Annotated in this window: 25 protein-coding genes; 15 read left to right on the top strand and 10 right to left on the bottom strand. The window is 71.2% G+C overall.

Annotation, left to right across the window (positions count from 1 at the left end):
* The first annotated feature begins 151 nt into the window (after positions 1–151).
* Both JHN63_RS23920 and JHN63_RS23915 read left to right on the top strand, forming a co-directional pair.
* A complete protein-coding gene (locus JHN63_RS23920; RefSeq protein ID WP_200683812.1) occupies positions 152–1,486 on the top strand; it encodes a hemolysin family protein in 1,335 nt (444 codons plus the stop codon).
* Positions 1,483–2,553: a hemolysin family protein gene (locus JHN63_RS23915; protein WP_200683810.1), complete on the top strand. Its 1,071-nt coding sequence runs from the start codon at positions 1,483–1,485 to the stop codon at positions 2,551–2,553. The genes JHN63_RS23920 and JHN63_RS23915 overlap by 4 nt, the downstream gene beginning before the upstream one ends.
* Positions 2,554–2,672: 119 nt before the next feature.
* On the opposite strand, the gene JHN63_RS23910 is transcribed toward JHN63_RS23915, so the two are convergent.
* Both JHN63_RS23910 and JHN63_RS23905 read right to left on the bottom strand, forming a co-directional pair.
* Positions 2,673–4,532, bottom strand: a complete 1,860-nt coding sequence (locus JHN63_RS23910; RefSeq protein WP_200683808.1) for an AAA family ATPase — start codon at positions 4,530–4,532, stop codon at positions 2,673–2,675.
* A gap of 434 nt (positions 4,533–4,966) precedes the next feature.
* Positions 4,967–5,587: a uridine kinase gene (locus JHN63_RS23905; protein WP_200683799.1), complete on the bottom strand. Its 621-nt coding sequence runs from the start codon at positions 5,585–5,587 to the stop codon at positions 4,967–4,969.
* Between the two features lie 216 nt (positions 5,588–5,803).
* Between JHN63_RS23905 and JHN63_RS23900 the strand changes: the two genes are divergently transcribed.
* From JHN63_RS23900 to JHN63_RS23885, 4 genes are all read left to right on the top strand, one after another.
* Complete coding sequence (locus JHN63_RS23900; RefSeq protein ID WP_200683797.1) at positions 5,804–7,195, top strand: peptidase C39 family protein; 1,392 nt, start codon at positions 5,804–5,806, stop codon at positions 7,193–7,195.
* 134 nt (positions 7,196–7,329) lie between these two features.
* The gene (locus JHN63_RS23895; RefSeq protein ID WP_200683794.1) at positions 7,330–7,476 is read left to right on the top strand and encodes an SCO1431 family membrane protein; all 147 of its coding nucleotides are present in this window, start codon (positions 7,330–7,332) and stop codon (positions 7,474–7,476) included.
* A 65-nt stretch (positions 7,477–7,541) separates the two neighbouring features.
* Entirely contained in the window at positions 7,542–8,201 is a 660-nt protein-coding gene (locus JHN63_RS23890) for a TetR/AcrR family transcriptional regulator (RefSeq protein ID WP_200683785.1), read from the top strand.
* A 229-nt stretch (positions 8,202–8,430) separates the two neighbouring features.
* Positions 8,431–9,612, top strand: coding sequence for an acyl-CoA dehydrogenase (locus JHN63_RS23885; RefSeq protein WP_200683828.1), 1,182 nt, complete (start codon positions 8,431–8,433; stop codon positions 9,610–9,612).
* Positions 9,613–9,867: 255 nt separating this feature from the next.
* On the opposite strand, the gene JHN63_RS52935 is transcribed toward JHN63_RS23885, so the two are convergent.
* A complete protein-coding gene (locus JHN63_RS52935; RefSeq protein ID WP_234477594.1) occupies positions 9,868–10,005 on the bottom strand; it encodes a hypothetical protein in 138 nt (45 codons plus the stop codon).
* Positions 10,006–10,263: 258 nt separating this feature from the next.
* Between JHN63_RS52935 and JHN63_RS23875 the strand changes: the two genes are divergently transcribed.
* Both JHN63_RS23875 and JHN63_RS23870 read left to right on the top strand, forming a co-directional pair.
* Complete coding sequence (locus JHN63_RS23875; RefSeq protein ID WP_200683781.1) at positions 10,264–11,364, top strand: hypothetical protein; 1,101 nt, start codon at positions 10,264–10,266, stop codon at positions 11,362–11,364.
* Between the two features lie 180 nt (positions 11,365–11,544).
* Complete coding sequence (locus tag JHN63_RS23870) at positions 11,545–12,639, top strand: phosphotransferase family protein (protein WP_200683779.1); 1,095 nt, start codon at positions 11,545–11,547, stop codon at positions 12,637–12,639.
* Positions 12,640–12,649: 10 nt separating this feature from the next.
* Here JHN63_RS23870 and JHN63_RS23865 read toward each other — a convergent pair whose 3' ends face one another.
* A complete protein-coding gene (locus JHN63_RS23865; RefSeq protein ID WP_200683777.1) occupies positions 12,650–13,093 on the bottom strand; it encodes a hypothetical protein in 444 nt (147 codons plus the stop codon).
* A gap of 269 nt (positions 13,094–13,362) precedes the next feature.
* On the opposite strand from JHN63_RS23865, the gene JHN63_RS23860 reads away from it, so the two are divergent.
* The 4 genes from JHN63_RS23860 to fxsA all read left to right on the top strand — a co-directional run bounded on the left by JHN63_RS23860 (position 13,363) and on the right by fxsA (position 17,424).
* The gene (locus tag JHN63_RS23860; protein WP_026150833.1) at positions 13,363–13,803 is read left to right on the top strand and encodes an Lrp/AsnC family transcriptional regulator; all 441 of its coding nucleotides are present in this window, start codon (positions 13,363–13,365) and stop codon (positions 13,801–13,803) included.
* A 47-nt stretch (positions 13,804–13,850) separates the two neighbouring features.
* Complete coding sequence (locus tag JHN63_RS23855) at positions 13,851–15,452, top strand: amidohydrolase (RefSeq protein ID WP_200683774.1); 1,602 nt, start codon at positions 13,851–13,853, stop codon at positions 15,450–15,452.
* A gap of 532 nt (positions 15,453–15,984) precedes the next feature.
* A complete protein-coding gene (locus JHN63_RS23850; RefSeq protein WP_200683772.1) occupies positions 15,985–16,794 on the top strand; it encodes a polyprenol monophosphomannose synthase in 810 nt (269 codons plus the stop codon).
* Between the two features lie 72 nt (positions 16,795–16,866).
* The gene (fxsA, locus tag JHN63_RS23845) at positions 16,867–17,424 is read left to right on the top strand and encodes an FxsA family membrane protein (protein ID WP_200683770.1); all 558 of its coding nucleotides are present in this window, start codon (positions 16,867–16,869) and stop codon (positions 17,422–17,424) included.
* A 124-nt stretch (positions 17,425–17,548) separates the two neighbouring features.
* Here fxsA and JHN63_RS23840 read toward each other — a convergent pair whose 3' ends face one another.
* The 4 genes from JHN63_RS23840 to JHN63_RS23825 form a co-directional block, all read right to left on the bottom strand.
* A complete protein-coding gene (locus JHN63_RS23840; RefSeq protein ID WP_003977404.1) occupies positions 17,549–17,923 on the bottom strand; it encodes an RNA polymerase-binding protein RbpA in 375 nt (124 codons plus the stop codon).
* A 255-nt stretch (positions 17,924–18,178) separates the two neighbouring features.
* Positions 18,179–19,528 carry an MFS transporter gene (locus tag JHN63_RS23835; RefSeq protein ID WP_200683768.1) on the bottom strand — a complete coding sequence of 450 codons (1,350 nt, stop codon included), beginning with the start codon at positions 19,526–19,528 and terminating at the stop codon, positions 18,179–18,181.
* A 41-nt stretch (positions 19,529–19,569) separates the two neighbouring features.
* On the bottom strand, positions 19,570–20,337 hold the full coding sequence (locus JHN63_RS23830) for a glycerophosphodiester phosphodiesterase (protein ID WP_200683766.1): 768 nt from the start codon (positions 20,335–20,337) through the stop codon (positions 19,570–19,572).
* Positions 20,334–21,023: a YitT family protein gene (locus JHN63_RS23825; protein WP_200683764.1), complete on the bottom strand. Its 690-nt coding sequence runs from the start codon at positions 21,021–21,023 to the stop codon at positions 20,334–20,336. Before JHN63_RS23825 ends, JHN63_RS23830 begins: the two co-directional genes overlap by 4 nt.
* 64 nt (positions 21,024–21,087) lie before the next feature.
* Here JHN63_RS23825 and JHN63_RS23820 point away from each other — a divergent pair, with 64 nt between their 5' ends.
* Positions 21,088–22,590, top strand: coding sequence for a PLP-dependent aminotransferase family protein (locus tag JHN63_RS23820; protein ID WP_200683762.1), 1,503 nt, complete (start codon positions 21,088–21,090; stop codon positions 22,588–22,590).
* A 55-nt stretch (positions 22,591–22,645) separates the two neighbouring features.
* Here the strand turns inward: JHN63_RS23820 and JHN63_RS23815 are convergent, their stop codons facing one another.
* Complete coding sequence (locus tag JHN63_RS23815; RefSeq protein ID WP_200683760.1) at positions 22,646–24,226, bottom strand: hypothetical protein; 1,581 nt, start codon at positions 24,224–24,226, stop codon at positions 22,646–22,648.
* Positions 24,227–24,260: 34 nt separating this feature from the next.
* Positions 24,261–24,455 (bottom strand): hypothetical protein, encoded by a 195-nt coding sequence (locus JHN63_RS23810; RefSeq protein WP_019059657.1) that lies wholly within the window; start codon positions 24,453–24,455, stop codon positions 24,261–24,263.
* Positions 24,456–24,711: 256 nt separating this feature from the next.
* Here JHN63_RS23810 and JHN63_RS23805 point away from each other — a divergent pair, with 256 nt between their 5' ends.
* Both JHN63_RS23805 and JHN63_RS23800 read left to right on the top strand, forming a co-directional pair.
* Positions 24,712–25,104, top strand: coding sequence for an ankyrin repeat domain-containing protein (locus JHN63_RS23805; RefSeq protein WP_200683758.1), 393 nt, complete (start codon positions 24,712–24,714; stop codon positions 25,102–25,104).
* A 336-nt stretch (positions 25,105–25,440) separates the two neighbouring features.
* Positions 25,441–26,859 (top strand): HEAT repeat domain-containing protein, encoded by a 1,419-nt coding sequence (locus JHN63_RS23800; protein ID WP_200683750.1) that lies wholly within the window; start codon positions 25,441–25,443, stop codon positions 26,857–26,859.
* The last annotated feature ends 102 nt before the right edge of the window (positions 26,860–26,961 follow it).

Below are 26,961 nucleotides of genomic sequence, written 5' to 3'. Positions count from 1 at the left end.
GTCGGTGGCGTTTTTCGTTCCCGCCTCCGCCACCGAGGTTCCCCCCTGTTCTCAGAGGCACCCTGCGACCCGAGGAGTGACTCCCTCCAGCGATGGACGGATCGTCCTGTAGTACCTGCGCCGCCCCCTCCCGACATATCGAGGCGGCGGCATGACCATCCCCTTGTTGCTCCTCGGAGCGGCGATCCTGCTGATTCTCGCCAACGGCTTCTTCGTGGCCGCCGAGTTCGGGCTCGTCACCGTGGAGCGTCCCGAGGCCGAGAAGGCCGCCGCCGAGGGCGACCGACGGGCCGCCACGGTCGTCGAGTCGCTCAAGGAGCTGTCCTTCCAGCTCTCCGGCACCCAGCTCGGCATCACCATCACCTCCCTGGTCGTCGGCATGCTCGCCGAACCGGCCCTGGCACAACTGCTGCACGGCCCGTTCAGCGCGATCGGCATCCCCGAGGGCGCCGTCTCCGGTGTCGCCGTGGTCGTCGGCATGCTGCTCGCCTCCGCCGTGCAGATGGTGATCGGCGAGCTCGTGCCCAAGAACTGGGCGGTGTCGCGGCCCTTGCAGGTCGCACGCTTCGTCGCCGCACCGCAGCACGCGTTCGCCCGGCTGTTCCGCCCGGTGATCTCCGCGCTGAACACCGTCGCCAACCGCCTCGTCCGCGCCCTGGGCGTCGAGCCCACCGAGGAGCTGGCCTCGGCCCGCACCCCCGGCGAACTCGTCTCCCTGGCCCGGCACTCGGCGCAGGCCGGCACGCTGGAGCAGGACACCGCCGATCTCTTCGTACGGACGCTGTCGCTGGGCGAGCTGACCGCGCAGCACGTCATGACCCCGCGCGTGAAGGTCAGTGCCCTCCAGTCGTCGGCGACCGCCGAGGACGTGGTCAACCTGACCCGGGCCACGGGTCTGTCCCGCTTCCCCGTCTACCGCGAGAAGATCGACGAGATCGTCGGCATGGTCCACCTCAAGGACGCCCTGGCCGTGCCCTCGCACGCCAGACTCCGCACCCCCGTCACCAGCATCGCCAAGTCCCCGCTGCTGGTCCCCGAGACCCTGCCCGTGCAACCGTTGTTGGCCCGGCTGCGCAGCGAGCAGCCGATCGCCGTCGTCGTCGACGAGTACGGCGGTACGGCCGGAGTGGTCACCCTGGAGGACATCGTCGAGGAACTCGTCGGCGAGGTCCGCGACGAGCACGACGGCCAGGACGTACCCGAACTCGCCGTGGCGCCACCGGAGGACGGCAAGCCGGCCTGGGACGCGGACGGCAGCTGCCGTGTCGACATCCTCCAGCGCATAGGCCTGGACGTGCCCGAGGGCCCGTACGAGACCGTCGCCGGACTGGTCGCCGACCTCCTCGGCCGCATCCCCGCCCCCGGCGACAAGGCCGAACTCCCCGGCTGGCGCCTGTCGGTCCGCCAAGTCGGCCACTACCGCGCCGAACGCGTCCGCCTGGTCCGCACGGCTCCCGCCGTGAACGTCATGGAGGCGGCCCGATGACCGTCCTCCAACTCCTCTTCGCCGTACTCCTGGTGCTCGCCAACGGCTTCTTCGTCGGCGCCGAGTTCGCCCTCGTCTCCGTCCGCCGCAGCCAGATCGAACCCCTCGGCACCGCCCGCGCCCGCCAGGTCCTCTACGGCCTGGAGCGGCTCCCGCAGATGATGGCGGCGGCCCAATTCGGCATCACCGTCTGCTCGTTGACGCTGGGCGCGGTCGCCGAGCCGACGGTCGCGCACGTACTGGAGCCGGTCTTCGAGTGGATGCATCTGCCCGAGGGCATGATCCACCCCCTCGGCTATGTCCTCGCGCTCGCCGCGGTCGTCTTCTTCCACCTCGTCATCGGCGAGATGGTCCCGAAGAACCTCGCGATGGCCGCGCCGGAGAAGGCCGCGATGTGGCTGAGCCCCGGCCTGGTCGCCTTCGCCCGGGTCTGCAAGCCGATCACCATCGCCCTCGGCGCCGTCGCCCAGGCCATCCTGCGGCTCTTCCACGTCGAGCCCAAGGACGAGGTCGAGGCCGTCTTCACCAGCGAACAGCTCAACCGTCTGGTGGAGGACTCCGGCCAGGCCGGCCTCCTCGACCCCGAGGAACAGGAACGCCTGGAGGACGCACTCGAGTTGGGCTCCCGCCCGGTCACCGACGTCCTGCTGCGCCGCGAGAACCTGGTCACGGTCAGCCCTTCGGTGACCCCGGGCGAGATCGTCGCGCTGACCGCCCGCACCGGCTACTCCCGCTTCCCGATCGCGGCGGAAACCGGCGCCTTCATGGGCTACCTCCACGTCAAGGACGTACTCGACCTGGAGGAGTCCGAACGGGCGGTCCCGCAACAGATCTGGCGCCCCATGACGACCCTCCGCTCCGAACTCCCCCTGGACGACGCCCTCACGGTCATGCGCCGAGCGGCAACCCACCTGGCCCAGGTGGCGGATGCCTCCGGCAAGGTGCTCGGCCTGGTGGCTCTGGAGGACGTCCTGGAACTCCTGGTGGGCGAGGTAACTGACCCGGCCCACAGAGAGGTCCCGGCCCAGCCGAGAACAGCAGAACTAAAGGAAACAGTCCCAAGCTGACGGACCTGCCTGGCGCACGTTCCCTGTCCCCACCTCTAGGGGCGCGGGGAACTGCGCACCCAGCGACAGCGCACCCGCACCGCTAATCAACAGATCCTTCCCAACCGCATGCATACCGCTCAACCGCCGGCAGGCCCCCGTCCCGACAACACCTCGCCATACGCCTGCATCAGATCCGGCAACCGTAAAGTCGACAGATCATCCCGGGACAACATCCCGGGATACACCGACAACCGCAGATCCCGATACGCACAGCTCTTCTCGTACAGCGTCCGCAGGAACCGCCCGTTCCCGAGCTCGTCGATCCACCCCTGATCCACCACATGCCCGGCGATGGACCGCAGCTCGTCCAACGCCTCCTCGTCCCACACGTCACCGTTCTCCGCCGCCAACACCTCGCCGATGGAGGTGAGTTCAAGCGGCCGGTACGAGGGAAAGTCGACGCGGGTCGTGAACCGGGACGACAGCCCGGGGTTGGCGGCGAGCAGTCGGTCCATGCCCTCCGGATAGCCCGCCAGGATCACCACGAGGTGGTCGCGATTGTCCTCGGCCCGCTTCAACAGCACCTGCAAGGCCTCGTCGCCGTACGCGTCGCCCTTCCCGTAGCCGGAGTTGGAGAGCGAGTACGCCTCGTCGACGAAGAGGACACCGCCGATCGCGGAATCGATCAACTCGTTCGCCTTCACGGCCGTTTGACCGAGATACTCACCGACCAGATCGGCCCGCTGCGCCTCGACGAGATGGTCGCCGCCGAGCAGCCCGAGGGCGTAGAAGACCCGCCCCAGAATGCGGGCCACGGTGGTCTTGCCGGTGCCCGAGGGCCCGGAGAAGACGAAGTGCCGCTTCGGCGGCTGGACCGGCAGCCCCTGCCCGGCCCGCAGCCGTGCCATGTTCAACTGGGCGGAGAGCGCCTTGACTTGGCGCTTCACGGGCTCCAGCCCCACCATGCGCTCCAGCTCGTTGAGCGCCTCCTCCAGCAGGACGGGGTCGGTGGGCCCGGTCGGCAGCGGCAGGACGGGATTCGCGGTCTTCTCGCGCACGGAGTCGGCCGCGGAGGGCAGCGGCCCGGTCGGCGGAAGACCGGGCTCCGACAGCTTCAGGTCGCGCCCCTCCGCGCCGAACAGCGGATCGAGCCCGTCCGGCCCCTCCAGCGCGTCCTGCCCGCCGGAGAGCGTGATCGCCGCGAGGTCGGTCACGTCCTCGGCGCCGTCGTACCCGTCGGAGTCGGTGATCGCGGCGAGCCGCGCCGAGGTGTCCATGAACGCGGGGTCGACCCGGTGCACCGCCCGGTACAGGGGCAGCGCGGCGGCACTGCGCCCGGTGCCCTCATGGGCCCGCGCCAACCAGTACCGCAACTCCTTGCGCTGGGGCTGCTCGCTGCGGCAGCGCATCAGCGCGGAGGACAGGAGCGGCTCGGCCTGGCCGTACATCTCCAGCCGGACCCGGGCCATCCCGCCGAACAACCCGGCCTCGATGCCGAGGAGTTGGTCGTTGATCAGCGGGTCGGTGTGCCGGACCAACTGCTCCCAGTCCTTGACCAGATAGGCGCGGCACGCGTGCAGGAAGCGGACCTGGTGGTCGGTGTCCACGGGCGGCAGCCCGGCCAACGCCCGGTCCAGCTCGGGCACATGGCGGCCGTCCAGCCAGTGCGAGGCGTGCGCGAGCAGCAGATCACGCGGGCTCTCCAGCACGGGCTGGACCCACCAGCCCAGCCAGTACCAGGAGTTGAGCGTACGGCGGTGCCTGGTGCGCTGTTCCCCGAAGCGTTCCCGGTGCCGGTACATCCGCAGCAGCGCGGTCGTCGTCTCGACGCGCAGCGCGTGCAGTCCGAGCCAGCCGTCGGCCATCCCGGGATCCATCCGTACCGCGTTGCGGAACTCCTCCTCCGCCTGCGGATAAGCGCCCATCGTGTAGGCGTCCACGCCTCGCAGCCACGCGAGGTCGGCCGGGGCCTCGGGGCCCTGCGTGCCGAAGTCCATCACGTCCCCCCACAAACCGTGCCCCCGTTGATTCGCCGCCGGGCCGGCGCCCGTCGGCAGTCTGGGTCGAACCGCTGTGCCGCGGACGGGAGTTGCCCTGGTGCGCGAAGCAGCCGTCCGTCGGTCGCACCCTGGGCATCGTACCTGCGGGGCAGTCGCCCATCGAAGGGTGCCGCACAGGCCGTTTGGCGAGGTGGGAGCAGATGGGGCGCACTCCGGACGGTGACCCAGGGTGAGCAAATCACGGCTCGTAATGGCCGGAAAACGGGCTGGGAGCAGAACGAAGCCCCCGATCACGGGGGAACAACCGGGGGCTTCGCGACTCTGGGCGGCTTCGAACCGGCCGCACATTCAGAACGTAAGACCTGTACGGCCCCTGGGTCAAGCCGAGTTGAGGCACTCACGGAAGTTCGGGCGGAAGGGTCTTCACAAGTTCAGCACACTGCGGGCGGTCCGTCACCGTGGGTCACTCCGTGGTCCGGTCCAACCGTCCCTGAGGGCCCCGTGAGCACCTCGTACCCCTCCCTCAACTGCCGTACCAGGAAGTCCGCATGGGGGCGCGAAGGGTCTTTGGCGAAGTGTTCGCGTTCCGCCTCGACCCAGCCGTCCCAGAAGTCCCGCTGCTCCGCCCCGTCCCGCGACCGACCCCGCGCCCAGGCCTCCTCGCGGGGGAACTCCATCCACAACAGCCCCGCCAGGAACGGGCGCAGCGCCCGGCGCCCGGCACCGACCCCCTCGACGAGGACCACGGGCGCGGGCGGCAGCGCGCGGGGAGGTCCGAAGTGGCGGGCGTGCCAGTCGTAGGGGAAGTAGTGGGCGGTCTCGCCGCGGCCGAGCGGGGTGATCACCTGGGTCAGTAGCCGCTCGGTCCAGCCGAACAGTTCCTCGTGGGTGGCGAGGTCGTCCAGGTGCAGGACGGGGGCGCCGTCGAGGGCCTTCGCCAACTGTCCGGTGAACGTGGACTTCCCGGACCCGGCGTGCCCGTCGACGGCGACGATCCGGACCGGGCCGCAGGACGGCGGGAGTCGGCGGAGCCGGTGGGCGAGGTCGTGCATGACTGGTCCCGAAAGGTCGTGGATGAGGCCGGAGGGTGCCAGGGCAGTCTAGGGAGCGATGGCTCCCCTCCCAGGTCATGCCAGTGGTCGAGACCAATATTGGTGGGTGTGGCGCGGCCCGAAGTGCTGGCAGGGACGTGCTGTCCGTGCCCATAGTGGGCGCACAGCCGTGCACTGGATCTGTCCCTACTCGGAACACCCGGGGGTCTTCCGCCCATGAGCAGAGCCGAACAGCCGTCCCGACGGGCCGAACAGCCCTCGCGCAGGACCCTCCTGGCAGCCGCGGTCGCCGCCGCGGTGGTGAGCGGCGCGGTCCCCGCGGCCGCCGACACCGCCGGTGTGCCCGCCGGGCCCGCCGAGACGGACGGGGCCCCGACCGGTCAGGTCGACTACCACGCGTGGACGACCTACGCCGACTGGTGCCTCGGCACCGCCCAGGGCACCCGCGCCGTGGCGGGCTCCCGCCCGGGCCTGGCGATCGGCGCCGCCCTCGGCAGTGTGGACTACACGGACCCGCACACCGGCCGGACCGCGGCCTGGGAGTACGCGACCTGGACGTCCCCCGTCCACAGGCTCTCTATCCCCGCGACGGAGACCATCGCCTCCTGGAACGCCCACACCCCCGCCGGCACCTGGATCCAGGTCGAACTGCGCGGCACGTACTCCGACGGCACGGACACCCCCTGGTACGTGATGGGCCGCTGGGCGGCCGGCGACCAGGACATCAAGCGGACCTCCGTCGACGACCAGACGGACGGGAAGTCCACGATCTGGACGGACACCTTCGCGATCGACGACGCGACCACGGGGCTGCGCCTCGCGTCGTACCGACTGCGTCTGACGCTCTACCGCAAGCCCGGCACCAAGGTCACCCCCACCGTGTGGCGGCTCGGCGCGATGGGCTCCGACGTCCCGGACCGTTTCACCGTCCCGGCCTCGACTCCCGCCCTGGCAAGGGAGTTGACCGTCCCGCGCTACTCGCAGGAGATCCACGTCGGCCAGTACCCCGAGTACGACAACGGCGGCGAGGCCTGGTGCAGCCCCACCTCCTCGCAGATGATCATCGAGTACTGGGGCGGCCGACTCACCCCCGGGCAACTCGCCTGGGTCGACCCGAGCTACGCGGACCCGCAGGTCGACAACGCGGCCCGCTTCACCTACGACCACCAGTACAAGGGCTGCGGCAACTGGCCGTTCAACGCCGCCTACGCGGCCACGTACAAGGACCTCCAGGGCGTGATCACCCGGCTCGGCTCGCTCACCGACCTGGAGACACTGATCGCGGCGGGCATCCCGGCCATAACGTCACAGTCGTTCCTGAGCAACGAGCTGACCGGCGCGGGCTACGGCACCTCCGGCCACCTGATGACGGTGATCGGCTTCACCGCCGACGGCGACGTGATCGCCAACGACCCCAACTCGCCCAGCGATCCGGCCGTCCGCCGCGTCTACGACCGGCGCGAGTTCGAGAACATCTGGCTGCGCACCAAGCGGTACAACGCCGCCGGCAAGGTCGCCTCCGGTACCGGCGGCGTCTGTTACCTCTACTTCCCGGCGCACCCGACCGCCGCCCAGCGCGAGGCACTCGCGGCGGTGGGCGTGCGCTGACCCCTGACCCGGAGACCGAGGTGTCCTGTGACCGAGGTGCCCTGTGACCAAGGTCTCCGGCGCAAAAGACGACAGGGATGGCAAGGTGGACAGAAGGGGGGAGTCCACCACACATCCGACCTCTGCGAGCCACCATGACCGCACACTCAGCCACGTCCGCCCGCGCCCGTACCCGCACCGGCGGCCCCAGGAGCGACGGCCCGAAGATCGCCGAGCACATCATGGGCTGGGCCCTCGTCGTGGTGATCGCGATGCTCGTGACCCAAATCGGCCTGCTGTGACCTGACGCATACTCGACCTGCCATACTGCGGTTGACCCAGCCCAGTTGGAGAGCCAGAGTCGAAATTGGAAATCAGTCAGCAGCGTGACGTCGCACGTCCTCGGGCGCGCGGTACCGAGCGTTCCTTGGCGCGCCGCGCCGAACTCATCACCATTGGCCGGAAGTTGTTCGCCGACACGTCCTACGACGCACTGTCCATGGACGACATCGCGCGCCAGGCCCATGTCGCCAAGGGGCTGATCTACTACTACTTCCAGTCCAAGCGCGGCTACTACCTGGCGATCATCAACGACTCGGTCGCCGACCTGGTGACCTTCGCGGCGAGCGGCCTCGAACTGCCCCAACTGGACCGCGTGCAGCGGACGATGGACAGCTATCTGCGCTGGGCCGAGCACAACCAGGCCGCGTACCGCACGATCGTGAGCGGCGGCGTCGGCTTCGACACCGAGGTGCACGCCATCCGCGACGGGGTGCGCGCGGCGATCGTCGCGACCATCGCCGAAGGGGCCTACGGCCGTACCGACATCTCCCGGATCGCGCGCATGGGCCTCTTCGGCTGGGTGTGCAGCGTCGAGGGCGCGACCCTGGAGTGGATCAGCACCTCCGACCTCTCCCGCGAGACGATGCGCGAGATCCTCGTGAAGACCCTCGGCGGCACCCTGCGCGCCATCGAGGAACTCGACCCCTCCTACCCGGCGCCGAAGCCGGCCCGCCGGGACGGCTGAATCAACCGTCCCGCCTCGTTCCGGACGACCGGGCTATTCTTGAAGTAAGCGGTCGTTAACTGGTGACGAGAGACCTCCGATCGGGCATACTCACAGCGCAGAGCCGCTGGTCAGCCGCTTCCGAGACCCGGGAGCGGAACAGCGGCCGCATCCGTGCGGTACCCGGCGACGTCGCCTCGACCCAAGGCGTACGCCCGCCGAAGTGCCCGACAGGGAGGAGAGCGTCGCCATGCCCGACCGCGCCCCGCAACCGGTGGACCGGCAACTGCCCACGGACGAGGCCCGGGATCTGATCTCGCTGGCCCGCGACATCGCGCAGCGCGAGATCGCCCCGAGAGCGGCCGAGGAAGAGGACGCCGGACACTTCCCGCGCGAGATCTTCACCCTGCTCTCCGAGACCGGACTGCTCGGCCTGCCGTACGACTCGGAATACGGCGGCGGCGACCAGCCCTACGAGGTCTACCTCCAGGTGCTCGAAGAGCTCGCGGCGGCCCGCCTCACCGTCGGCCTCGGCGTCAGCGTCCACTCGCTGTCCTGCCACGCGCTGGCGAACTACGGCACCAAGCAGCAGCAGGTCGAGCACCTGCCCGCGATGCTCGGCGGCGGACTGCTCGGCGCCTACTGCCTCTCCGAACCGGCCTCCGGCTCGGACGCGGCCTCCCTGCGCACCAAGGCGGTCCGCGACGGCGAGGACTGGGTGATCGACGGCACCAAGGCCTGGATCACGCACGGCGGTATCGCCGACTTCTACACGGTCATGGCCCGCACCGGCGAGGACGGCCCGCGCGGGATCAGCGCCTTCCTGGTGCCTGGTGACGCGCCCGGTCTGAGCGGCGCGGTCCCGGAGAAGAAGATGGGCATGAAGGGCTCGCCCACCGCCCAGGTCCACTTCGACGGCGTCCGTGTCCCCGATGAGCGGCGCCTCGGCGAGGAGGGCCAGGGCTTCGCGATCGCCCTGTCCGCGCTGGACTCCGGCCGGCTCGGCATCGCGGCCTGCGCGATCGGCCTGGCCCAGTCCGCGCTGGACGAGGCGGTGGCGTACGCGAGCGGCCGGCAGCAGTTCGGGCGCCCGATCTCCGACTTCCAGGGCCTGCGCTTCATGCTCGCCGACATGGCCACCCAGATCGAGGCGGGCCGCGCGCTCTACCTCGCGGCGGCCCGACTGCGCGACGCGGGGCGCCCGTTCGCGAAACAGGCCGCGATGGCCAAGCTGCACTGCACCGACACCGCGATGAAGGCCACCATCGACGCCGTCCAGATCCTCGGCGGCTACGGCTATACCGCGGACTTCCCGGTCGAGCGCTACATGCGCGAGGCCAAGGTCCTGCAGATCGTCGAGGGCACCAACCAGATCCAGCGCATGGTCATCGCCCGCCACCTGGCGGGTCCGGAAGCCCACCGAACCGGCTGACGCCGGGGCTCCGCCCGGTGGTTCGTGCTGCGGGCGCCGGGCGGAGCGCACCCCCGGCCGCACGGGGCGGGAGGGGGCCTTGTCACGCCGGGAACGCGCTCGGCCTCGCGGCGGCCTACGGACCACGCCTCCACATCGCGCGCCCCAAGGGCGCGGACCCGGATGCTCCTCAGGGCTCTCCCGGCGACAGCGTCTCGCGGCAGCCGCTGAGGTCGATGTCTCCTCCGCCCCGCGGCCGCATGCTCCGCGCCCCGCTCACCAGTGCCGATCGGGCGCCGTCGACTCCCTCCGGCCCGACCCGCCGGACAGGCCCAGCGGCGGCGCCGCCAGCCGCGCCCACTCCGGGTCGTGACGCCCCGGCAGGGCGCGGCCCCGGTCGGCCCAACTCCGCATGAGATCACGGTAGATGGGCGGATCCTGAGGCTGCGGCGGCGCAGGCGGAACCGATTCTGCCGGTACGGGGACGAAGATCCGGCGCTGACGCCCGGTCGGCGCATATGTGGGGGTCATACCGGGGCAACGCGAGGACGCTTCCCCAGGTCACCGGCGCGGGAAATCGAGCGTGAGTTCACCGGCGTACAGGTCGCGGGTCTGGCTACCGCACCTGACCTGACGTACCGTCACCTCCACTGTCCCCAGGGGAGGTTAGCCGTGGCAGACGACCGTCCCGTGCCCCTCGACGAGTACCCCGTGCACCAGGTCCCCCTGTCGATGAAGCACGTCGCGACCGGCGACCGGAACGCCTACGACCGCTGCATCTTCCACGTCCTCGACCACGAGGGCCGCGCCCTGCTCATCCTCGGACTCGGCGTCTACCCCAACGTCGGAGTGATCGACGCCTACGCGACCCTCCGCACCGGCGACACCCTGCACGCGGTCCGCGCCTCGGACGCCCTCGGCGACGACCGCATGCACCTCGCCGTGGGCCCGCTGCGCATCGAGGTGCAGGAACCACTGCACAGGCTGCGCCTGCGCTGTGAGGACAACTCCCTCTCGTACGACCTGACGTGGACGGCCGAGTTCCCGGCCCTCTGGGAACCCCACCACGTCCAGTACCGCGGTGACCGGCTCACCCTCGAAGGGCGCCGGTTCGTCCAGGCGGGCGGGGTGGAGGGGGTGATCCGCGCGGGTGACGAGGAGTTCCGGGTCACGGCCGACGGCTGGACCGGTACCCGGGACCGCAGTTGGGGCGTGCGGCCCATCCCCGGCGAGGAGGGCGGCCGGCTCGCCGAGGATCACCCGACCGAGGGCTTCCACTGGATCTGGTGCCCGGTCCGCTTCGAGGACCGCTTCCTCATGGTGATCGTCCAGGAGGACGCCGACGGTCACCGCACCCTGAACGAGGCGACCGTCGTCCGCCCCGGCCACCGCGACCGCCAACTCGGCTGGCCCCAGGCCGAGATCACCTACCGCCCCGGCACCCGCCACCCCGAGCGCGCCATCGTCCACCTCGGCGACACCCGCAAGCCGCAGGAACTCGAGGTCGAGATCCTGACCTCCTCACCGCTGGCGATCGGCGCCGGCTACCCACCCGCCGACGACTGGCAGCACGGCACCTGGCGCGGCCGCGAGTGGCTCGACCGCCGCACCTACGACCTCACCCAGCCCGCTCCGCTCGCCGCCTACGGGGTCACCGACCACGCGGCCCGCTTCCGTCTGGACGGTCAGATCGGCCACGGCATCTTCGAACACGGCTCCTTCGGCCGCCACGACCCGAGCGGCTTCACGGGCTTCGACTCGGTCGCGCCGTAGGGGAGTTGAGGCGGAGCCCGGATGGCGCCGGAGGGTAGTTGGGTCGGCGTCCGGATGGCGGCGGCGTGCCGGAGTCGGGACGGCGTCCCGGTGGCGGCGCACCGGAGCCGGGGCGACGTCCGGAAGGCAGCGCACGCGAGAAGAGACGCCATCTCGGCGGCATCGCAAGGGAGTTGACACATGGCCACGGCACCCCGCCCCCGCACCACCACCCGCGACCCCGAGGAACTCGCCCACCGCCTCACCGCCTGGCTCGACACCCGGCTGCCCGGCGCCAAGGCCGTCGACATCCGGGTCCCCGCGTCGAACGGCATGTCCAGCGAGACCCTGCTCTTCGACATCGACCACCCCGAACACCCGCTCCGCGCCTGCGCGTTGAGACTCGCGGCCGACCCGGCGGCGTACACCGTCTTCCCGGTCTACGACATCCCGCGCCAGTACCGCACCATGCGCCTGGTCGCCGACCGGACGGATCTGCCGGTGCCGGAGGTGCGCTGGCTGGAGGAGGATCCCGGCCCGCTCGGCGCGCCGTTCTTCGTCATGGAGCGAGCCGAGGGACGCGTACCGCCGGACGTCATGCCCTATACGTACGAGGGCAATTGGCTGCACGCGGCGACCGAAGCGGAGCGCGGGCATCTGGAGGCTGCCTCGATCGGACTGATAGCCCGCCTGCACGACCAGGTCCCGCTGGGGGAGGCCGAGTTCCTCACCCTTCCGGGCGACGGCGACGCCCTCCACCGCCATGTCGCGTCCCAACGTGCCTACTACGAATGGGTCGTTGACGGGCTCGCCCGCTCACCCCTCATCGAGAGCGCCTTCGACCGGCTCACCGAACTCTGGCCGGCCGACCCGGGCGAGACGGTGCTCAACTGGGGCGACGCGCGCATCGGGAACGTCGTCTACGACGGGTTCGACCCCGTAGCCGTCCTCGACTGGGAGATGGCGGCCCTGGCCCCGCGCGAGGTGGACCTCGGCTGGACCGTCTATCTGCACCGCTTCTTCCAGGACCTGACGGTCGCCTTCGGGCAGCGCGGTCTGCCGGAGTTCTTCCGCCGGGACCGGGTGGAGGCCCGGTACGCCGAACTCACCGGCCACACCCCGCGCGACATGGACTTCTACACCCTGTACGCCGCCCTGCGGCACGCGATCGTGATGCTGCGCGTCGCCTATCGGCAGGCGCACTTCGGGGAGGTGGCCGTCCCGGCGGACCCGGACACACTGATCCTGCACCACGGCAGCCTGCGGGCCATGGTGCAGGGCAGCTACTGGGGTTGAGCGAGTGCGCTCAGGCGGCGCGGCGCATGTCGGGCACCCGGATCGGGCGCGAGCTGGGGCCGCCGACGTGCGAGAAGGGCTGGGTCCGCCAGTCGAGGCCCTGAGGGAGCGTCAACAGCAGGGCGGTGTCCTGCTCCTGAGGGTCCGCGGACTCGTCGGCGGAACGGGCGTCGGCCGCCTCGCGCCCCGTACCGGCGCAGACCGTCAGCCCGAACGGGTTCCACGGCGAGGCGCACAGCGCGTGCTCCGGCAGGACCTCCTCGTCCGCGAGGAGCGCGATGGGCTGCACGCAGTCCGGGCAGATCACCCGGTACATCTCGAAGGTGTCGTACGCGTCGGGTTCATCGGCCTCGAAGCCGTCGGGACCCTCGGAATCGAGGCCCTCCGGATCGAACTCGACGACGAGCTGCGGCCGCTTGGGCGCGGTGCGTCCAGGGCGCTTGACACTCTGCATGGGTTTCTCCCCCTACTGGGCTGGGCCGTGAAGGCGCTGCGGCCTCGACCACAGCAAGCACTTCCCGTCCCGTCTCCGCGGTAATCACGAGACCATCACGGAGACCGTTCGAGACCTGTGGCGTTCGTCACATGCCGCTCGCAGATGCCCGCGGCGGCGGATTTGTCCACGGCTGACGCACAGGCCACTCCCGGCAACATCACGAACCGGGTATGACCTGCGCCGCTGAGCTATCGGAGGAGATCAGCCGCCATGTAAGTTCTTGCGCCATGGAGGAGCTGGACCGACAAATCGTGCAGCTGCTCGTCAAGGACGGGCGGATGAGCTACACAGACCTGGGCAAGGCCACGGGCCTGTCCACGTCGGCCGTGCACCAACGGGTGCGCCGGCTGGAGCAGCGTGGCGTCATCCGCGGGTATGCCGCGGTCGTCGACCCGGAGGCGGTGGGCCTGCCCATGACCGCCTTCATCTCGGTGAAACCGTTCGACCCCAGCGCCCCCGACGACATCGCGGACCGCCTCTCCGACGTCCCCGAGATCGAGGCCTGCCACAGCGTCGCGGGCGACGAGAACTACATCCTCAAGGTGCGGGTCTCCACCCCGCACGAACTGGAGGAGCTGCTGGCCCGGCTGCGCGGCCTGGCGGGCGTCTCGACGCGGACCACCGTGGTGCTGTCGACGCCGTACGAGGCCCGCCCGCCGCGCATCTGACCGACCTGCGTGCGGGGCGGCGCCGGCGAGGCGCGAGACTGTTCCCCATGAGTGAGCGCACCCCCGAACCGACCACCGTCCTGCTCCGCCGCGGCGAAGTCCACAGCCCCGCCGACCCGTTCGCGACCGCGATGGTCGTCGAGCGCGGCCAGGTCGCCTGGGTCGGCTCCGAAGGTGCCGCCGACGCCTTCGCGGACGGTGTCGACGAGGTGGTCGACCTGGACGGCGGACTGGTCACCCCGGCGTTCACCGACGCACACGTGCACACCACCGCCACCGGCCTCGCGCTCACCGGCCTCGACCTGTCCGATGCGCCCTCCCTGGAGGCGGCCCTGTCCCTCGTCCGGGACTTCGCCGCCGCTCGCCCGGCCGACCGGGTGCTGCTGGGCCACGGCTGGGACGCCGCCCGCTGGCCGGGGGGCCGCCCGCCGACCCGCGCCGAACTCGACACGGCGACCGGTGGACGCCCGCTCTACCTCTCCCGCATCGACGTCCACTCGGCGGTCGTCACCACTGCCCTGATCGACCTGGTCCCCGGCTTCGAGGCGCCGGACGGCCCCCTCACCGCCGACGCCCATCACGCCGTACGCGCCACCGCGCTCGCCGCCATCACTCCGGAACAGCGCGTCGAGGCCCAGCGCACCGCCCTGGCCCACGCGGCTTCTCTGGGTGTCGGTTCGGTCCACGAGTGCGCCGGGCCCGACATCTCCTCCGAGGACGACTTCACGGGTCTGCTGCGGCTCGCAGCGGAGGAGCCCGGGCCGCGGGTCGTCGGCTACTGGGCCGAGCAGGACGTGGCGAAGGCGCGGGAGCTGGGCGCCGTAGGAGCGGCCGGGGACCTCTTCGTCGACGGTTCCATCGGCTCGCACACCGCCTGCCTGCATCAGGCGTACAGCGATGCCGGACACACCGGTATCGCCTACCTCGACGCGGACGCCGTCGCCGCCCATGTCGTCGCCTGCACCGAGGCGGGGCTCCAGGCGGGCTTCCACGCCATCGGGGACGCCGCCGTGACCTCGGTGGTCGACGGCGTCCGTGCAGCCGCGGAGAAGGTCGGCCTGGGCCGCGTCCGCGCCGCCCGGCACCGGGTCGAACACGCCGAGATGCTCACCCCGGAGACCATCGCGGCCTTCGCCGAACTGGGCCTGACCGCCTCCGTGCAGCCCGCCTTCGACGCGCTGTGGGGCGGCGAGGAGGGCATGTACGCCCAGCGGCTGGGCCGGGAGCGGGCGCGTGCCCTGAACCCCTTCGCGGCCCTGCTGCGGGCCGGTGTGCCACTCGCCTTCGGCTCGGACAGCCCGGTCACCCCGGTGGACCCCTGGGGGACGGTCCGCGCCGCCGCCTTCCACCGGACGGCTGAACACCGCGTCTCCGTGCGGGCCGCGTTCACCGCGCATACGCGGGGCGGCTGGCGGGCCGTAGGACGGGACGACGCGGGTGTCCTGGTGCCGGGCGCGCCCGCCGACTACGCCGTCTGGCGGACCGACGCCCTGGTGGTGCAGGCGCCCGACGACCGGGTCGCGCGCTGGTCGACCGACCCGCGCTCCGGCACACCCGGACTGCCCGACCTGACCCCGGGCGGCGAGCTCCCGGTCTGTCTGCGGACCGTCGTGGGCGGACGAACGGTGTTCGTACGGCCGGGCGAGTGATCTCCCGGGGTGGCGCGCCCCCGATCCGCGCCCGACGCCCCGTCGCGCGACCTGCGCATCCTCTGCCCTGACCAGCCAGTTGATGAGGAAAGCACAGGTCAGGCGGCTGTTGACAGTTGGGCGCAGGGGGCCGGTAGGTTCGTCCGAGTCCACCACCGGACGCCCGACCGGGGAACCTCCGAACAATCGCCGAAGCGCCGCTGGGTCAGGGACGGTGTGCCGCACCGGGCACCGCCACTGGGAGCCAGGCTCAGCGCCCGCGCCACGGCGAGGGAACGTTCCGGCCGGTCGGCTGGTGTGACCCGGGTGGGGCCCGGACGTCCAGTAGACAACGGCTTTGGTCGACCCGCAGCCGGCGGGTCCCAGGTCGGCCCGAAGGGCGCCGGGCCCCCATCCGCAGTACGCGGGTGCCAAAAAGGGCAGTCTTACCCCGTTCTTGTCGAATCGACACCACCGTACGAACGACGTGGCACGTCATCCCAGGCCGCGGCCACTATGGTGGACGTCTGCGTACGGACATGAAGGGGCAGCAGTGAACGACGGCGACGGAGCCCTCGCGGCACAGGCCCAGGGGCGGAAGTTCGGCCCGCTCGGCACGGCCTTGGTGATCATCCCGACCTACAACGAGGCGGAGAACATCAAGTCCATCGTCCGTCGGGTGCGGCAGTCGGTCCCCGAGGCTCATGTCCTCGTGGCCGACGACAACAGCCCCGACGGCACGGGCAAGCTGGCCGACGAGCTGGCGGCCGAGGACGAACAGGTCCAGGTGTTGCACCGCAAGGGCAAGGAGGGCCTCGGCGCCGCCTATCTCGCGGGCTTCCACTGGGGCCTCGACAACGGCTACGGAGTCCTCATCGAGATGGACGCCGACGGCTCCCACCAGCCCGAGGAGCTGCCCCGGCTGCTCACCGCGCTCAAGGGCGCGGACCTGGTGCTCGGCTCCCGCTGGGTGCCCGGCGGCCGGGTGGTGAACTGGCCCAAGTCCCGCGAGTTCATCTCCCGGGGCGGCAGCCTCTACTCGCGCGTGGCGCTCGACCTGCCGCTGCGCGACATCACGGGCGGCTACCGGGCCTTCCGCCGCGAGACCCTCGAAGGCCTCGGTCTGGACGGCGTGGCCTCCCAGGGCTACTGCTTCCAGGTCGACCTGGCCCGCCGCGCCGTCAAGGCCGGTTACCACGTCGTCGAGGTCCCCATCACCTTCGTGGAGCGCGAACTCGGCGACTCCAAGATGAGCCGCGACATCCTCGTCGAGGCCCTGTGGCGGGTCACCACCTGGGGCGTGGGGGAGCGGGTCGGCAAGCTCCGCGGCCGGACGAACCCGGGAAGGCCTCCACAGCCGTAGCCCTACGGCCGCACAGGCCTCGTTGATCGTCCCCTTATCCCGCACTGAGCCGGGCCCAGGCACACTGGACGTATGACGACTGGCGCACCCACCCCTTCCTCCGCCGCCCGGCCTCCGCGTTCCCGGCTGCGTACGTATCTGCCGTTGGGCATCGCCGCGTGGCTGGTGCTGGAGATCTGGCTGCTGACGGTGGTCGCGGGCGCGTCGAGCGGGCTGGTCGTCTTCCTGCTGCTGCTCGCCGGGTTCGTGCTCGGCGCCGTGGTGATCAAGCGGGCGGGCCGGCGGGCCTTCCAGAACCTGAGCCAGGCCGTGCAGCAGGGCACCGCCCCGGCCGGCGGCGGTGGCAGCGGCCTGATGATGCTGGGCGGCCTGCTGCTGATGATCCCCGGTCTCATCTCGGACGTGGCCGGTCTGCTCCTGCTGGTTCCGCCGGTCCAGAAGGCCCTGGCGCGCTATGCGGAGCGCACGGTCGAGCGGAAGCTGGGCAAGGCCGCCCCAGGCACCCTGGGAGACGCCTTCCAGCAGGCCCGTATCCGCCGCCCGGACGGCAAGGTGGTCCAGGGCGAGGTCATCCGGCAGGAGCCCGGCAGCGACGCGCCACAGGGCCCGCGCCCGCCGCTCACCAGCTGACACCGGGACACGCGAAGACATCGGGACTCACAAAACCGCGGGCGCCGTACATGTTCGTACGGCGCCCGCGGTTACTTGCTTGTGTCACTCGTTCGTGCGGTAGAACCGCTCCGGACCTTCGGGACTAGGCCGACTTGCGGCTGTCCCTCGGGTGAACCGCGATATTCATCGCGCCGGAACGGAGAACGGCAAGACGCTCCTCGAGGACCTCTTCGAGTTCCTCGCGGGTGCGCCGCTCCATCAGCATGTCCCAGTGGGTACGCGCGGGCTTGGCCTTCTTTTCCTCAGGGCCGTCGCCGTCGACCAGGAGTGCCTGGGCCCCGCAGACCTTGCACTCCCACTCCGGCGGGATCTCCGCCTCGACCGAGAAGGGCATCTCAAAGCGATGGCCCTTCTCGCATGCGTACTCCACGGCCTGGCGTGGTGCCAGGTCGATACCGCGGTCCGTCTCGTAGCTGGTCACCACGAGGCGCGTGCCGCGAAGAGCTCGCTCACTCATGAATCGTGCCTCCCGGGCTTGTCGCCCACAGGACAGGTGTCGCTGTCGTCGTCATCCGGTCAACGTCCGGTCGGCGGTAAAGATTCCCGTACGGGGTCATGCGTCGCCGTCGTAGCCGCCCCTTGTTGTACCCACCAGCGCCCGGTTTGTCACATCTACTAGCAGATGTCACCTAGCGATTCGTCATCTTTGACGCGCAGTAACGGTACGCCAGGCAGGCCAAACGCGTACACTACCGCCCTTTCGCCTTGAGCGCTAAATCCTCTCGGGAAGAGGATTCCCCGCGTCGGTGATCGCCCGCGCCACCGGAACCCGTGCGAGCAGCACGAACCCCACGACGAAGAAGACCACCAGAGAGATGATCGCGTCCCGATAACTTCCGGTCAGCTGGTAGGTCACCCCGAACAGAAGCGGTCCCAGCCAGCTCATGCCCCGATCGCTCATCTCGTACGCCGAGAAGTACTCGGCCTCTTTCCCTGGCGGCACCAGATGGGAGAACAGGGACCGGGACAGCGCCTGGCTGCCGCCCAGCACCAGGCCGATCCCGGCGGCCAGCACGAAGAACCAGACGGGCGCGCCGGCGGGCAGGAAGTACCCGGCGGCCAGCGTCACCGTCCACGCCACCAGCGATCCGAGAATCGTCCGCTTGGCCCCGTAGGTCCGGGCGAGTCGCCCCATGCCGAGCGCGCCCGCGACCGCGAGCACCTGGACCATCAGGACGGCCGTGATGAGCGTGGACTGGCTCAGGCCCAGTTCCTCGGAGCCGTACACGGATGCCTGGGAGATCACCGTCTGGATGCCGTCGTTGTAGATCAGATAGGCGAACAGGAAGGACAGGGTGAGCGGTTTGCCGCGCATGTCCCGGACGGTCGCGGCGAGCTGCCGCCAGCCCTGCGCCGTGGGCGCCTCGGACGCCGTACGGCCGCGGTCGCGCAGCCGTTTCAGCGGTACGAGGGTGAAGGCGCCCCACCAGATGCCGGCCGAGGCCAGACAGATGCGGACGGCCATCGACTCGGAGAGGCCGAAGGAGTCGTGGGCGGTGAACAGGATCAGGTTGGCGACCAGGACCAGGGAGCCGGCCGCGTAGCCGAAGGCCCACCCTCGGGAGGAGACGGCGTCGCGCTCCTCCGGAGGGGCGATCTGCGGGAGGTAGGAGTTGTAGACCACCATCGAGACGGCCACTGAGGAGTTGGCGACGATCAGCAGGAAGCCGCCGAGCAGATAGCGGTCGCCGTCCAGGAAGAACAGGGCCGTGGTCGCGGTCGCGCCCACGTAGGCGGCGAGCGCCAGGAGGGGCTTCTTGCGGCCCGTACGGTCCGCTGCCGCGCCCGCGAGGGGCATGACGAGGATCGACACGATCACGGACGCGGAGACGGTGTAGGCGAAGAAGGAACCCGCCCGGACCGGTATCCCCAGGGGATGCACAAAGCCGTCCGGGTCCGCCGCCGACTTCGCGACCGAGGTCAGATAGGGGCCCAGGAACACGGTGAGCACGCTCGTCGAGTAGACGGAGCAGGCCCAGTCGTAGAAGTACCAGCCGCGCTGTTCGCGCCGCCGCTCGGCGGCCTCGTCGGCCGGCTGTGACCGCAGGGTGTCGGTACCCACCCGTGCCCTCGCTTCCCCGTGAACGCGTCGACTCCGGGGGCTCAGGCCCAGACGCCCCGCTCCACCATGACCTCGCGCAGTGTGTCGATGTGATCGGTCATGATGCCATCGACTCCCAGGTCAAGGAGCCGGTGCATGCGATCGGCCTCGTTGATGGTCCACACGTGGACCTGCACTCCACGCGCGTGTGCGGCGCGAATGAAGCGCTGGTCGACCACGGGGACGCCCGACTGCTCCTCGGGCACCTGTGCGGCCACCGCCGAACGGCGCACCGGGAGAGGCGCGCCCCAGGAGCGCAGCCGCAGGTTCAGCACCCCGCGCGTGCCGAACGACGTGGCCAGGCGCGGCCCGGCCAGGTGCTGGGCGCGGACCACGCGCTTCTCGGAGAAGGAGCCGACGCAGACGCGGTTCCAGGAGTCGGTGCGCTCCAGGAGGTCCAGGAGGGGGCGGAGGGCCGGCTCCGCCTTGATGTCGACGTTCCAGCGCACCTCGGGGAAGGTCTCCAGCAACTCCTCGAAGGGGGGCACCGGTTCCTTGCCCGCCACGCGCGCCTGGCTCACGTCCGACCAGAACAGGTCCGCGATCCGGCCCGCGCCGTCGGTCACCCGGTCCAGGGTCTCGTCGTGGAAGGCGACGAGCTTCCCGTCCGCCGTGGCGTGGACGTCGGTCTCGATGTACCGGTAGCCCAGCTCGACCGCGCGCCGGAACTGGAACACGGTGTTCTCCAGGCCGTCCGCCGCGCCGCCCCGGTGGGCGAAGGGGATCGGACCGGGATGGTCGAGGTAGGGATGCCGTATGAGCGTGGTCACCCGGGCAGTATCGCCCGTTCCGGTGACCCGGTGGCTACGACCGTGCTGCCGCCGGATGCCGAGGGGGCGGCGAAGACGCGAAGGAAGAGCTGGGCGAGCGGGCCGATCGCCAGGGCGTAGAGCAGTGTGCCGATGCCCACTGTGCCGCCCAGCGCGAAGCCGGTGGCCACGACGGCGACCTCGATGCCCGTGCGGATCAGGCGGATGGAGCGGCCGGTGCGCTGGTGCAGCCCGGTCATCAGGCCGTCGCGCGGGCCCGGTCCGAAGCGCGCCGAGATGTAGAGCCCGGTGGCGACCCCGTTGAGGAGGATGCCCGCCAGCAGCAGCGGGATCCGTACGGCCAGGCCGTGCGCGTCCGGCACCAGCGCGAGGGTGCCGTCCATGGCCAGGCCGACCACGAACACGTTCGAGACCGTGCCGAGGCCGGGGCGCTGGCGCAGCGGGATCCACAGGAGCAGCACCGCCGCGCCCACGATGATCGAGACGACACCGATCGTCAGGCCGGTGAGTTCGGCGAGCCCCTGATGCAGCACGTTCCAGGGCTCCAGGCCCAGCCCCGACACCACGAGGAGCGCCGAGCTGGCGCCGTAGAGCGCGAGTCCGGCGTACAGCTGGACCAACCGTCGCCCGAGACGGTTCCGTGTGGACAAGAGGTGCCCCCTGGTGGTGGTAGTGGCCTGACACATGGCACTCTGTGGCTTGAGAACGGACGTCATCCATGGCCAATTCCGGGAAGGTGGACTGGTTTCCATGGCGCAGTGGACCTCGGCGATGGGCGCCGCTCAGCTAGCCCGGCTGCTCAACTCCCAGCAGGACCGGCCGGCCGGGCCCGGCACCCGCCGGCCGCCCGCCTATCGCGCGCTCGCGGACGGCATCCGGCTGCTCGTGCTGGAGGGGCGCGTCCCCGTGGCCGCCCGGCTGCCCGCCGAACGGGAACTGGCCCTGGCGCTGTCCGTCAGCCGGACCACGGTCGCGGCCGCCTACGAGGCGCTGCGCTCCGAGGGGTTCCTGGAGTCCCGGCGCGGAGCCGGCAGCTGGACCTCCGTACCGGCCGGAAACCCGCTCCCCGCGCGCGGGTTGGAGCCGTTGCCCCCGGAGGCCCTCGGTTCGGTGATCGACCTCGGCTGCGCCGCCCTGCACGCGCCCGAGCCGTGGCTCACCCGGGCCGTCCAGGGCGCCCTGGAGGAGCTGCCGCCGTACGCCCACACGCATGGCGACTATCCGGCGGGGCTGCCCGCGCTGCGCGCGATGATCGCCGAGCGGTACACGCTGCGCGGGATCCCGACCATGCCCGAGCAGATCATGGTGACGACCGGTGCGATGGGTGCCATCGACGCCATCTGCCATCTCTTCGCCGGGCGCGGTGAGCGGGTCGCCGTGGAGTCGCCCTCGTACGCCAACATCCTTCAGCTGATGCGGGAGGCTGGTGCGCGGCTGGTGCCCGTGGCGATGGCCGAAGGGCTCTCCGGCTGGGACATGGACCGCTGGCGGCAGGTGCTGCGGGACGCGGCCCCCCGGCTCGCGTACGTCGTCGCCGACTTCCACAACCCGACCGGCGCCCTCGCCGACGACGACCAGCGGCGCCAGCTCGTGGACGCGGCCCGCTCGGCCGGCACCGTGCTCGTCGCCGACGAGACGATGACCGAGCTGTGGCTGGACGACGACGTCGAGATGCCGCGCCCTGTCTGCGGGTTCGACCCGGCCGGTTCGACCGTCATCACCGTCGGTTCCGCCAGCAAGGCCTTCTGGGCGGGCATGCGCATCGGCTGGGTCCGCGCGGCACCCGATGTCATCCGCAGCCTGGTCGCGGCCCGCGCCTACGCGGACCTGGGCACCCCGGTGTTGGAGCAGCTCGCCGTCAACTGGCTTTTCAGCACCGGGGGTTGGGAGCAGGCGGTCGACATCCGCCGCGCCCAGGCCCGGGAGAACCGGGACGCGCTCGTCGCGGCGGTACGACGGGAGCTGCCCGACTGGGAGTTCGAGGTGCCCAAGGGCGGACTCACGCTGTGGGTGCGCACGGGCGGGCTGTCGGGCTCACGGCTCGCCGAGATGGGCGAGCGGGTGGGGGTGCGGGTGCCGTCCGGGCCGCGTTTCGGCGTCGACGGGGCCTTCGAGGGGTATGTGCGGCTGCCGTTCACCGTGGGCGGCGCGGTGGCCGACGAGGCGGCCGTTCGGCTGGCCGCGGCGGCCCGGCTGGTGGAGAACGGTGTCAGCGGGGGCGGCGGCGAGTCGCCGCGGACCTTCGTGGCGTAGCGGGCGAGGGGCTGCACGAGGGGTCGGCGCGGTCGTCCGCACCGACCCCGATCCGCTACGAGGTCTCGGCCACCGCCGCTTCGGCGGGCACCACCTCGGTCGGCATGGTCTCCGCCGCGTCCGCCGGTGTGGTGCGCGGCGGGAGCAGCGCCAGGACCGCCTGGCGGTGCGCGTCGTTCGTCGCGTCGTCGTACGGGTCCGGGGTCGCCGGGACCTGGAGTCGGTGCACCGGGCCGTTGCCGAGGCGGGCGTAGCCGCGGCCCGGGGGGATCTGGGCGATCGGCGTGGTGTGCGGGGGAGCGCCCAGGACCGCCTCCAACTGGCCGGCGCCGGCGGGGCCGAGGACGACACGCGCGCGTGTGTGCTGTCGTACGGCGTCGCTGAGCGCGTCCGCGCTGTCGAACTGCTCGGCCACCACCACCGTCACATGGGCCGCGCGGCCGTGCCGCAGGGGGACCTGGAGCAGGGACTGGGGGTCCTGGTAGCCGTCGGCCGTCGCCACGTGGGCGAAGGCGCTCGGGCGGTCCAGGATGATCCACAGGGGGCGCCTGGTGTCGTCCGGTGCCGGGTGGCCCGACTGGCGGGCGCGGTTGGCCGCGATCAGCCGGCGTTCCGTCTCCTGGGAGGCCCACTCCAGGCTGGCCAGCGCGCCTGCCAGGCCGCACTCGACGGCGAGGACGCCGTCCCGGCCGGTGAGGCACGCGTACTCGCCGGTGCCGCCGCCCTCGACGATCAGGACGTCGCCGTACTGGAGCGCCTGGAGGGCGATCGAGCGCAGCAGGGTGGAGGTGCCGCTGCCGGGCTGGCCCATGACCAGGAGGTTCGGTTCGGTGGAGCGGACGCCGGTGCGCCAGACGACCGGCGGTACGTCGCGCCGCTCCTCGCCGTGGGTGAGTGGGAGCGTGCGGTGGACCTGGGTCGGGTCGGTGAAGCCCAGGACGGTCTCGCCGGGGGCGGTGACGAAGCGCTGGGCGGCGATGTCGGTGGGGAGCGGGGCGAGGACGCCGACCGTGAGCTGGTTGCCCTCCTCGTCCCAGGTGAAGTGGTACTCCCGGCTGCGGCCGGACTTCGCGGTGAGCAGTTGCTCGATCCGCGCGCGGGAGTCGGCCTCGCCGTCGGTGAAGTACGCCGGATAGCGGACGACCAGATGGGAGATCCGGCCCCCGCCGTCGAACTCGTAGGCCGGGAAGGCCTTCTCCCAGTCTCCGCCGTGGGCGAACAGGGGTGCCGGGTCCTCGGCGGCCGAGAAGTAGGGCACCAGCGCTTCGTAGAGGGACTGGAGGCGCTGGGTCTGGGACTCGTCGGGCCCTTCGGGCGCCGGCGGGGTGCGGTCCCGGCCCTGCCATGCCGCCGCCGCCATCAGTGTGATGGCGGCGAGCAGCGGGCCGTACGGCACCAGAGCGACGACCAGGATCACCGAGGCCACCAGGAACAGCAGCGGCCCGCGCTTGTCCTTGGGGGTGTCGGCCCATCTGCGCCGCCCGGCGGATGCCAGCCGGCGCAGACCGCGTGTGACCGTGATCAGCGGATGGAGGACATCGGTGGCGCTGTCGGCCGCCGTCCGGGCCAGCTCCCGGCTCCGGGCGATCTGGGCGGTGCCGTTGCTCAGGATGCGGGGGAGGGGGCGCCGGGCCACTGCTGTCTCCTGAAGGTGCGTACGGGTGGGGACGTCAGAACTTGATGCCGCCGAGGAGGCTCGCCAGGCTCTCGCCGCCGGCCTTGATGCTCGGCGCGATGGCCGTGCTGGCCATGTAGAAGCCGAAGAGTGCGGCCACCAGGGCGTGGGAGGCCTTGAGCCCGTCCTTCTTGAAGAAGAGGAAGACGATGATGCCGAGAAGGACGACGCCTGACATGGACAAGATCATTTGAGCTCTCCTGGTTCGTGGGGACAGTCACCATGAGTTCTTCCAGGATCACAGGATGTATCCATACGATAAAAGGTGCAAGTGGGTGAATTTCGGCGAATTTCCCTCGGATGGCGGAGCGCATTCGGGCTGTCTGAGCAGGGGTTTCACCCATGTCGGGGCCCGTGGTGATCTTTGCCTCGGAGGGGGCCGGTCATGTCTCGGCGGAGCCAGTACGCTGGCGATTCACCCGTACTAGTGAGAGGCGGTCAGGCCGATGAGTGAAGCCCCCGACCCCGAGGTCGTGGAGTTCGCGACCAAGATCTTCGACCTGGCCCGCAAGGGCGGGACCGAGGCGCTGGTCGCGTACGTGGACGCGGGCGTCCCGGCCAACCTCACCAATGACCGCGGCGACTCCCTGGTGATGCTCGCCGCCTATCACGGGCACGCCGACGCCGTACGGGCCCTGCTGGCGCGGGGCGCCGAGGCCGACCGGATCAACGACCGGGGCCAGACGCCGCTCGCCGGAGCCGTCTTCAAGGGCGAGCAAGAGGTGATCGAGGTCCTGCTGGAGGCCGGTGCCGATCCGGCCGCGGGCACCCCGTCGGCGGTCGACACGGCCCGGATGTTCGCCAAGGCCGAGCTGCTCGAGCTGTTCGGCGCGCACTGACGGGTGGCCCGTCGGCAGTCGGGGCGGGCCTTCTGACCAGGTACGACAAGGAAATCGGGGGAAAACGGGGGAAGGCAGCACGGCGCCGCCCGAAATTTCGGTCGCGGCATCGAGAACTGCCGGGTCATCATGACGTCGTGATTTACGGACGCGATGGCTGGGCAGGTGTTGCCGCACCGCGCGGGCCGTAGTTGCGGCCCGCATGGGCCACCAACGAGAGGCAGAGGAAAATGGTCTACAGCAAGCAGGAAACGGCGGGCGCCCCGACGTGTTGTCACGCGGCCAGGTAGTGCACGTCCCCCGGTTGCGTCGACGCTTGATGTGAGGCTGTTTCCCATGTTCGATCCGGTCATAGCGCCCAGCGGTACGCTGCTCGGCCTGCTTCAGCGGGGCCGCGGCGACGGCACACTGCACGCGCTCACCGCACCCCGTGCCGAGGCACTCGCGGCACTGAACCACTGTGTGCTGCGCGACCCCCGCCACGACTGGCAGGTGGAGAACCGCTCCCTGTACTACGCCCGCCTGTACCTCGACCTGGGCGGCGACCTGGACACCGTCGAGGCCCACCTCTTCGATGCCGAGGACGTCCTCGACACCGAGGAGTCACGCACGGGCCTCGCGCTCGCCGTCCTCGGGCACCTCGCCTCCTACGGCAGGCGGGACGCGCTCGAACTGCTGCGCAGGTACGCGGCCACCGGCAGCAACTGGGCCTGGGCCCTGGACGAGCTGGCGCTCAGGGACGACGACGCGGGCCTGCGCGCCCTCGCCGCCCCCGTGCTGGCGCGTTTCCCGGCCGACCCCGAGGGCGAGGCCGAACTGGCCACCGCCGTGCGGGACGCCTTCGAACCCCGGCCCTGGCGACTGTGGGCCGAGGACTCACGCGAATCGATCGGCACGCGCGTGTGTGCCGCCCAGGAGGCCGGCTGCTTCGACCTCTGGCAACGCCAGATGCGACCGACCGGGCCCCGTCCGGGATGGAGCGTGCAAGCGGTGTTCGAATGGGCCCAACAGGGCCTCGAACGCGGCGCCGCCCTGCACGTCCCGGCCGCCCGCTGCCTCACCGCGGTGGCCGGACCCGAGGACCGGCCCGAGATCGTCGAGGCCGCCAAGGACGGCGGCGAGGGCGCCCGCTGCACCGCCCTGCGCTATCTCGCCGACAGCAACGATCCCGAAGCCCTCCCACTGATCGAACGAGCGGTCGCCACCGGCCCGGCGCCCGTCGTGGAGGCCGCCGTCGATGCCTTCGAGCGGATGCGCTCCGTCGCCGCCGTCGACCGGGCCCGCGGCTGGGCCCGCCGCCCCGATCCGCTCGGGGCCGCCGCCGGCCGGATGCTCGCCTGCCGGGGCGGAACGCAGGACAGCGACCTGGTCCTCGGCGCACTGCGGGAGGCCGTCATGGGCGAAGGACCCGACGCCCCCACCCTCTGGACACTCGTCGACGGCGCCGGACGCCTCGGCATCGTCTGCGCCGCCCCCGTCCTGCGCCATGTGTACCGGGAGACCGCCTCGTCCCATCTGCGCGGCCGGGCCGCCCGGGCGCTGGCCGCCACCGACCCCTCGTACCCCACCGGCTTCGCCGTCGAGTGCCTCTGGGACTGCGAGGAGACCACCCGGGAGATCGCCGCCCGGCACGCAGAAACCGCCGACGCCCGCGTCGTGGAACAGCTCCGCAGGCTCGCCGCCGACCCGGCCGAGGAAGCGGAGGTCCAGACAGCCGTACGGAGCCGGATCGGGCCCGACGCCCCCGCAGTGTGAACGTGGGATGACCCGCGGGTCAGACGCGCATGGACGCCGTCTGACCTGCTCGGGTGTGCAGCGCAACGCTCATGGGACGTTCACCGTTCGCATAGATCCACG

The organism is Streptomyces sp. MBT65 (assembly GCF_016612545.1).
Taxonomy (GTDB): domain Bacteria; phylum Actinomycetota; class Actinomycetes; order Streptomycetales; family Streptomycetaceae; genus Streptomyces.
The sequence above is the reverse complement of the archived record's forward strand: the minus strand, read 5'-3'. Positions and strand labels throughout refer to the sequence as shown.

Coding starts and splice junctions, on each gene's coding strand:
- JHN63_RS23920 (WP_200683812.1), top strand. CDS start 152: ATGACCATCCCCTTGTTGCTCCTCGGAGCGGCGATCCTGCTGATTCTC.
- JHN63_RS23915 (WP_200683810.1), top strand. CDS start 1,483: ATGACCGTCCTCCAACTCCTCTTCGCCGTACTCCTGGTGCTCGCCAAC.
- JHN63_RS23910 (WP_200683808.1), bottom strand. CDS start 4,532: ATGGACTTCGGCACGCAGGGCCCCGAGGCCCCGGCCGACCTCGCGTGG.
- JHN63_RS23905 (WP_200683799.1), bottom strand. CDS start 5,587: ATGCACGACCTCGCCCACCGGCTCCGCCGACTCCCGCCGTCCTGCGGC.
- JHN63_RS23900 (WP_200683797.1), top strand. CDS start 5,804: ATGAGCAGAGCCGAACAGCCGTCCCGACGGGCCGAACAGCCCTCGCGC.
- JHN63_RS23895 (WP_200683794.1), top strand. CDS start 7,330: ATGACCGCACACTCAGCCACGTCCGCCCGCGCCCGTACCCGCACCGGC.
- JHN63_RS23885 (WP_200683828.1), top strand. CDS start 8,431: ATGCCCGACCGCGCCCCGCAACCGGTGGACCGGCAACTGCCCACGGAC.
- JHN63_RS52935 (WP_234477594.1), bottom strand. CDS start 10,005: ATGCGGAGTTGGGCCGACCGGGGCCGCGCCCTGCCGGGGCGTCACGAC.
- JHN63_RS23870 (WP_200683779.1), top strand. CDS start 11,545: ATGGCCACGGCACCCCGCCCCCGCACCACCACCCGCGACCCCGAGGAA.
- JHN63_RS23865 (WP_200683777.1), bottom strand. CDS start 13,093: ATGCAGAGTGTCAAGCGCCCTGGACGCACCGCGCCCAAGCGGCCGCAG.
- JHN63_RS23860 (WP_026150833.1), top strand. CDS start 13,363: ATGGAGGAGCTGGACCGACAAATCGTGCAGCTGCTCGTCAAGGACGGG.
- JHN63_RS23855 (WP_200683774.1), top strand. CDS start 13,851: ATGAGTGAGCGCACCCCCGAACCGACCACCGTCCTGCTCCGCCGCGGC.
- fxsA (WP_200683770.1), top strand. CDS start 16,867: ATGACGACTGGCGCACCCACCCCTTCCTCCGCCGCCCGGCCTCCGCGT.
- JHN63_RS23840 (WP_003977404.1), bottom strand. CDS start 17,923: ATGAGTGAGCGAGCTCTTCGCGGCACGCGCCTCGTGGTGACCAGCTAC.
- JHN63_RS23825 (WP_200683764.1), bottom strand. CDS start 21,023: ATGTGTCAGGCCACTACCACCACCAGGGGGCACCTCTTGTCCACACGG.
- JHN63_RS23820 (WP_200683762.1), top strand. CDS start 21,088: ATGGCGCAGTGGACCTCGGCGATGGGCGCCGCTCAGCTAGCCCGGCTG.
- JHN63_RS23810 (WP_019059657.1), bottom strand. CDS start 24,455: ATGATCTTGTCCATGTCAGGCGTCGTCCTTCTCGGCATCATCGTCTTC.
- JHN63_RS23805 (WP_200683758.1), top strand. CDS start 24,712: ATGAGTGAAGCCCCCGACCCCGAGGTCGTGGAGTTCGCGACCAAGATC.
- JHN63_RS23800 (WP_200683750.1), top strand. CDS start 25,441: ATGTTCGATCCGGTCATAGCGCCCAGCGGTACGCTGCTCGGCCTGCTT.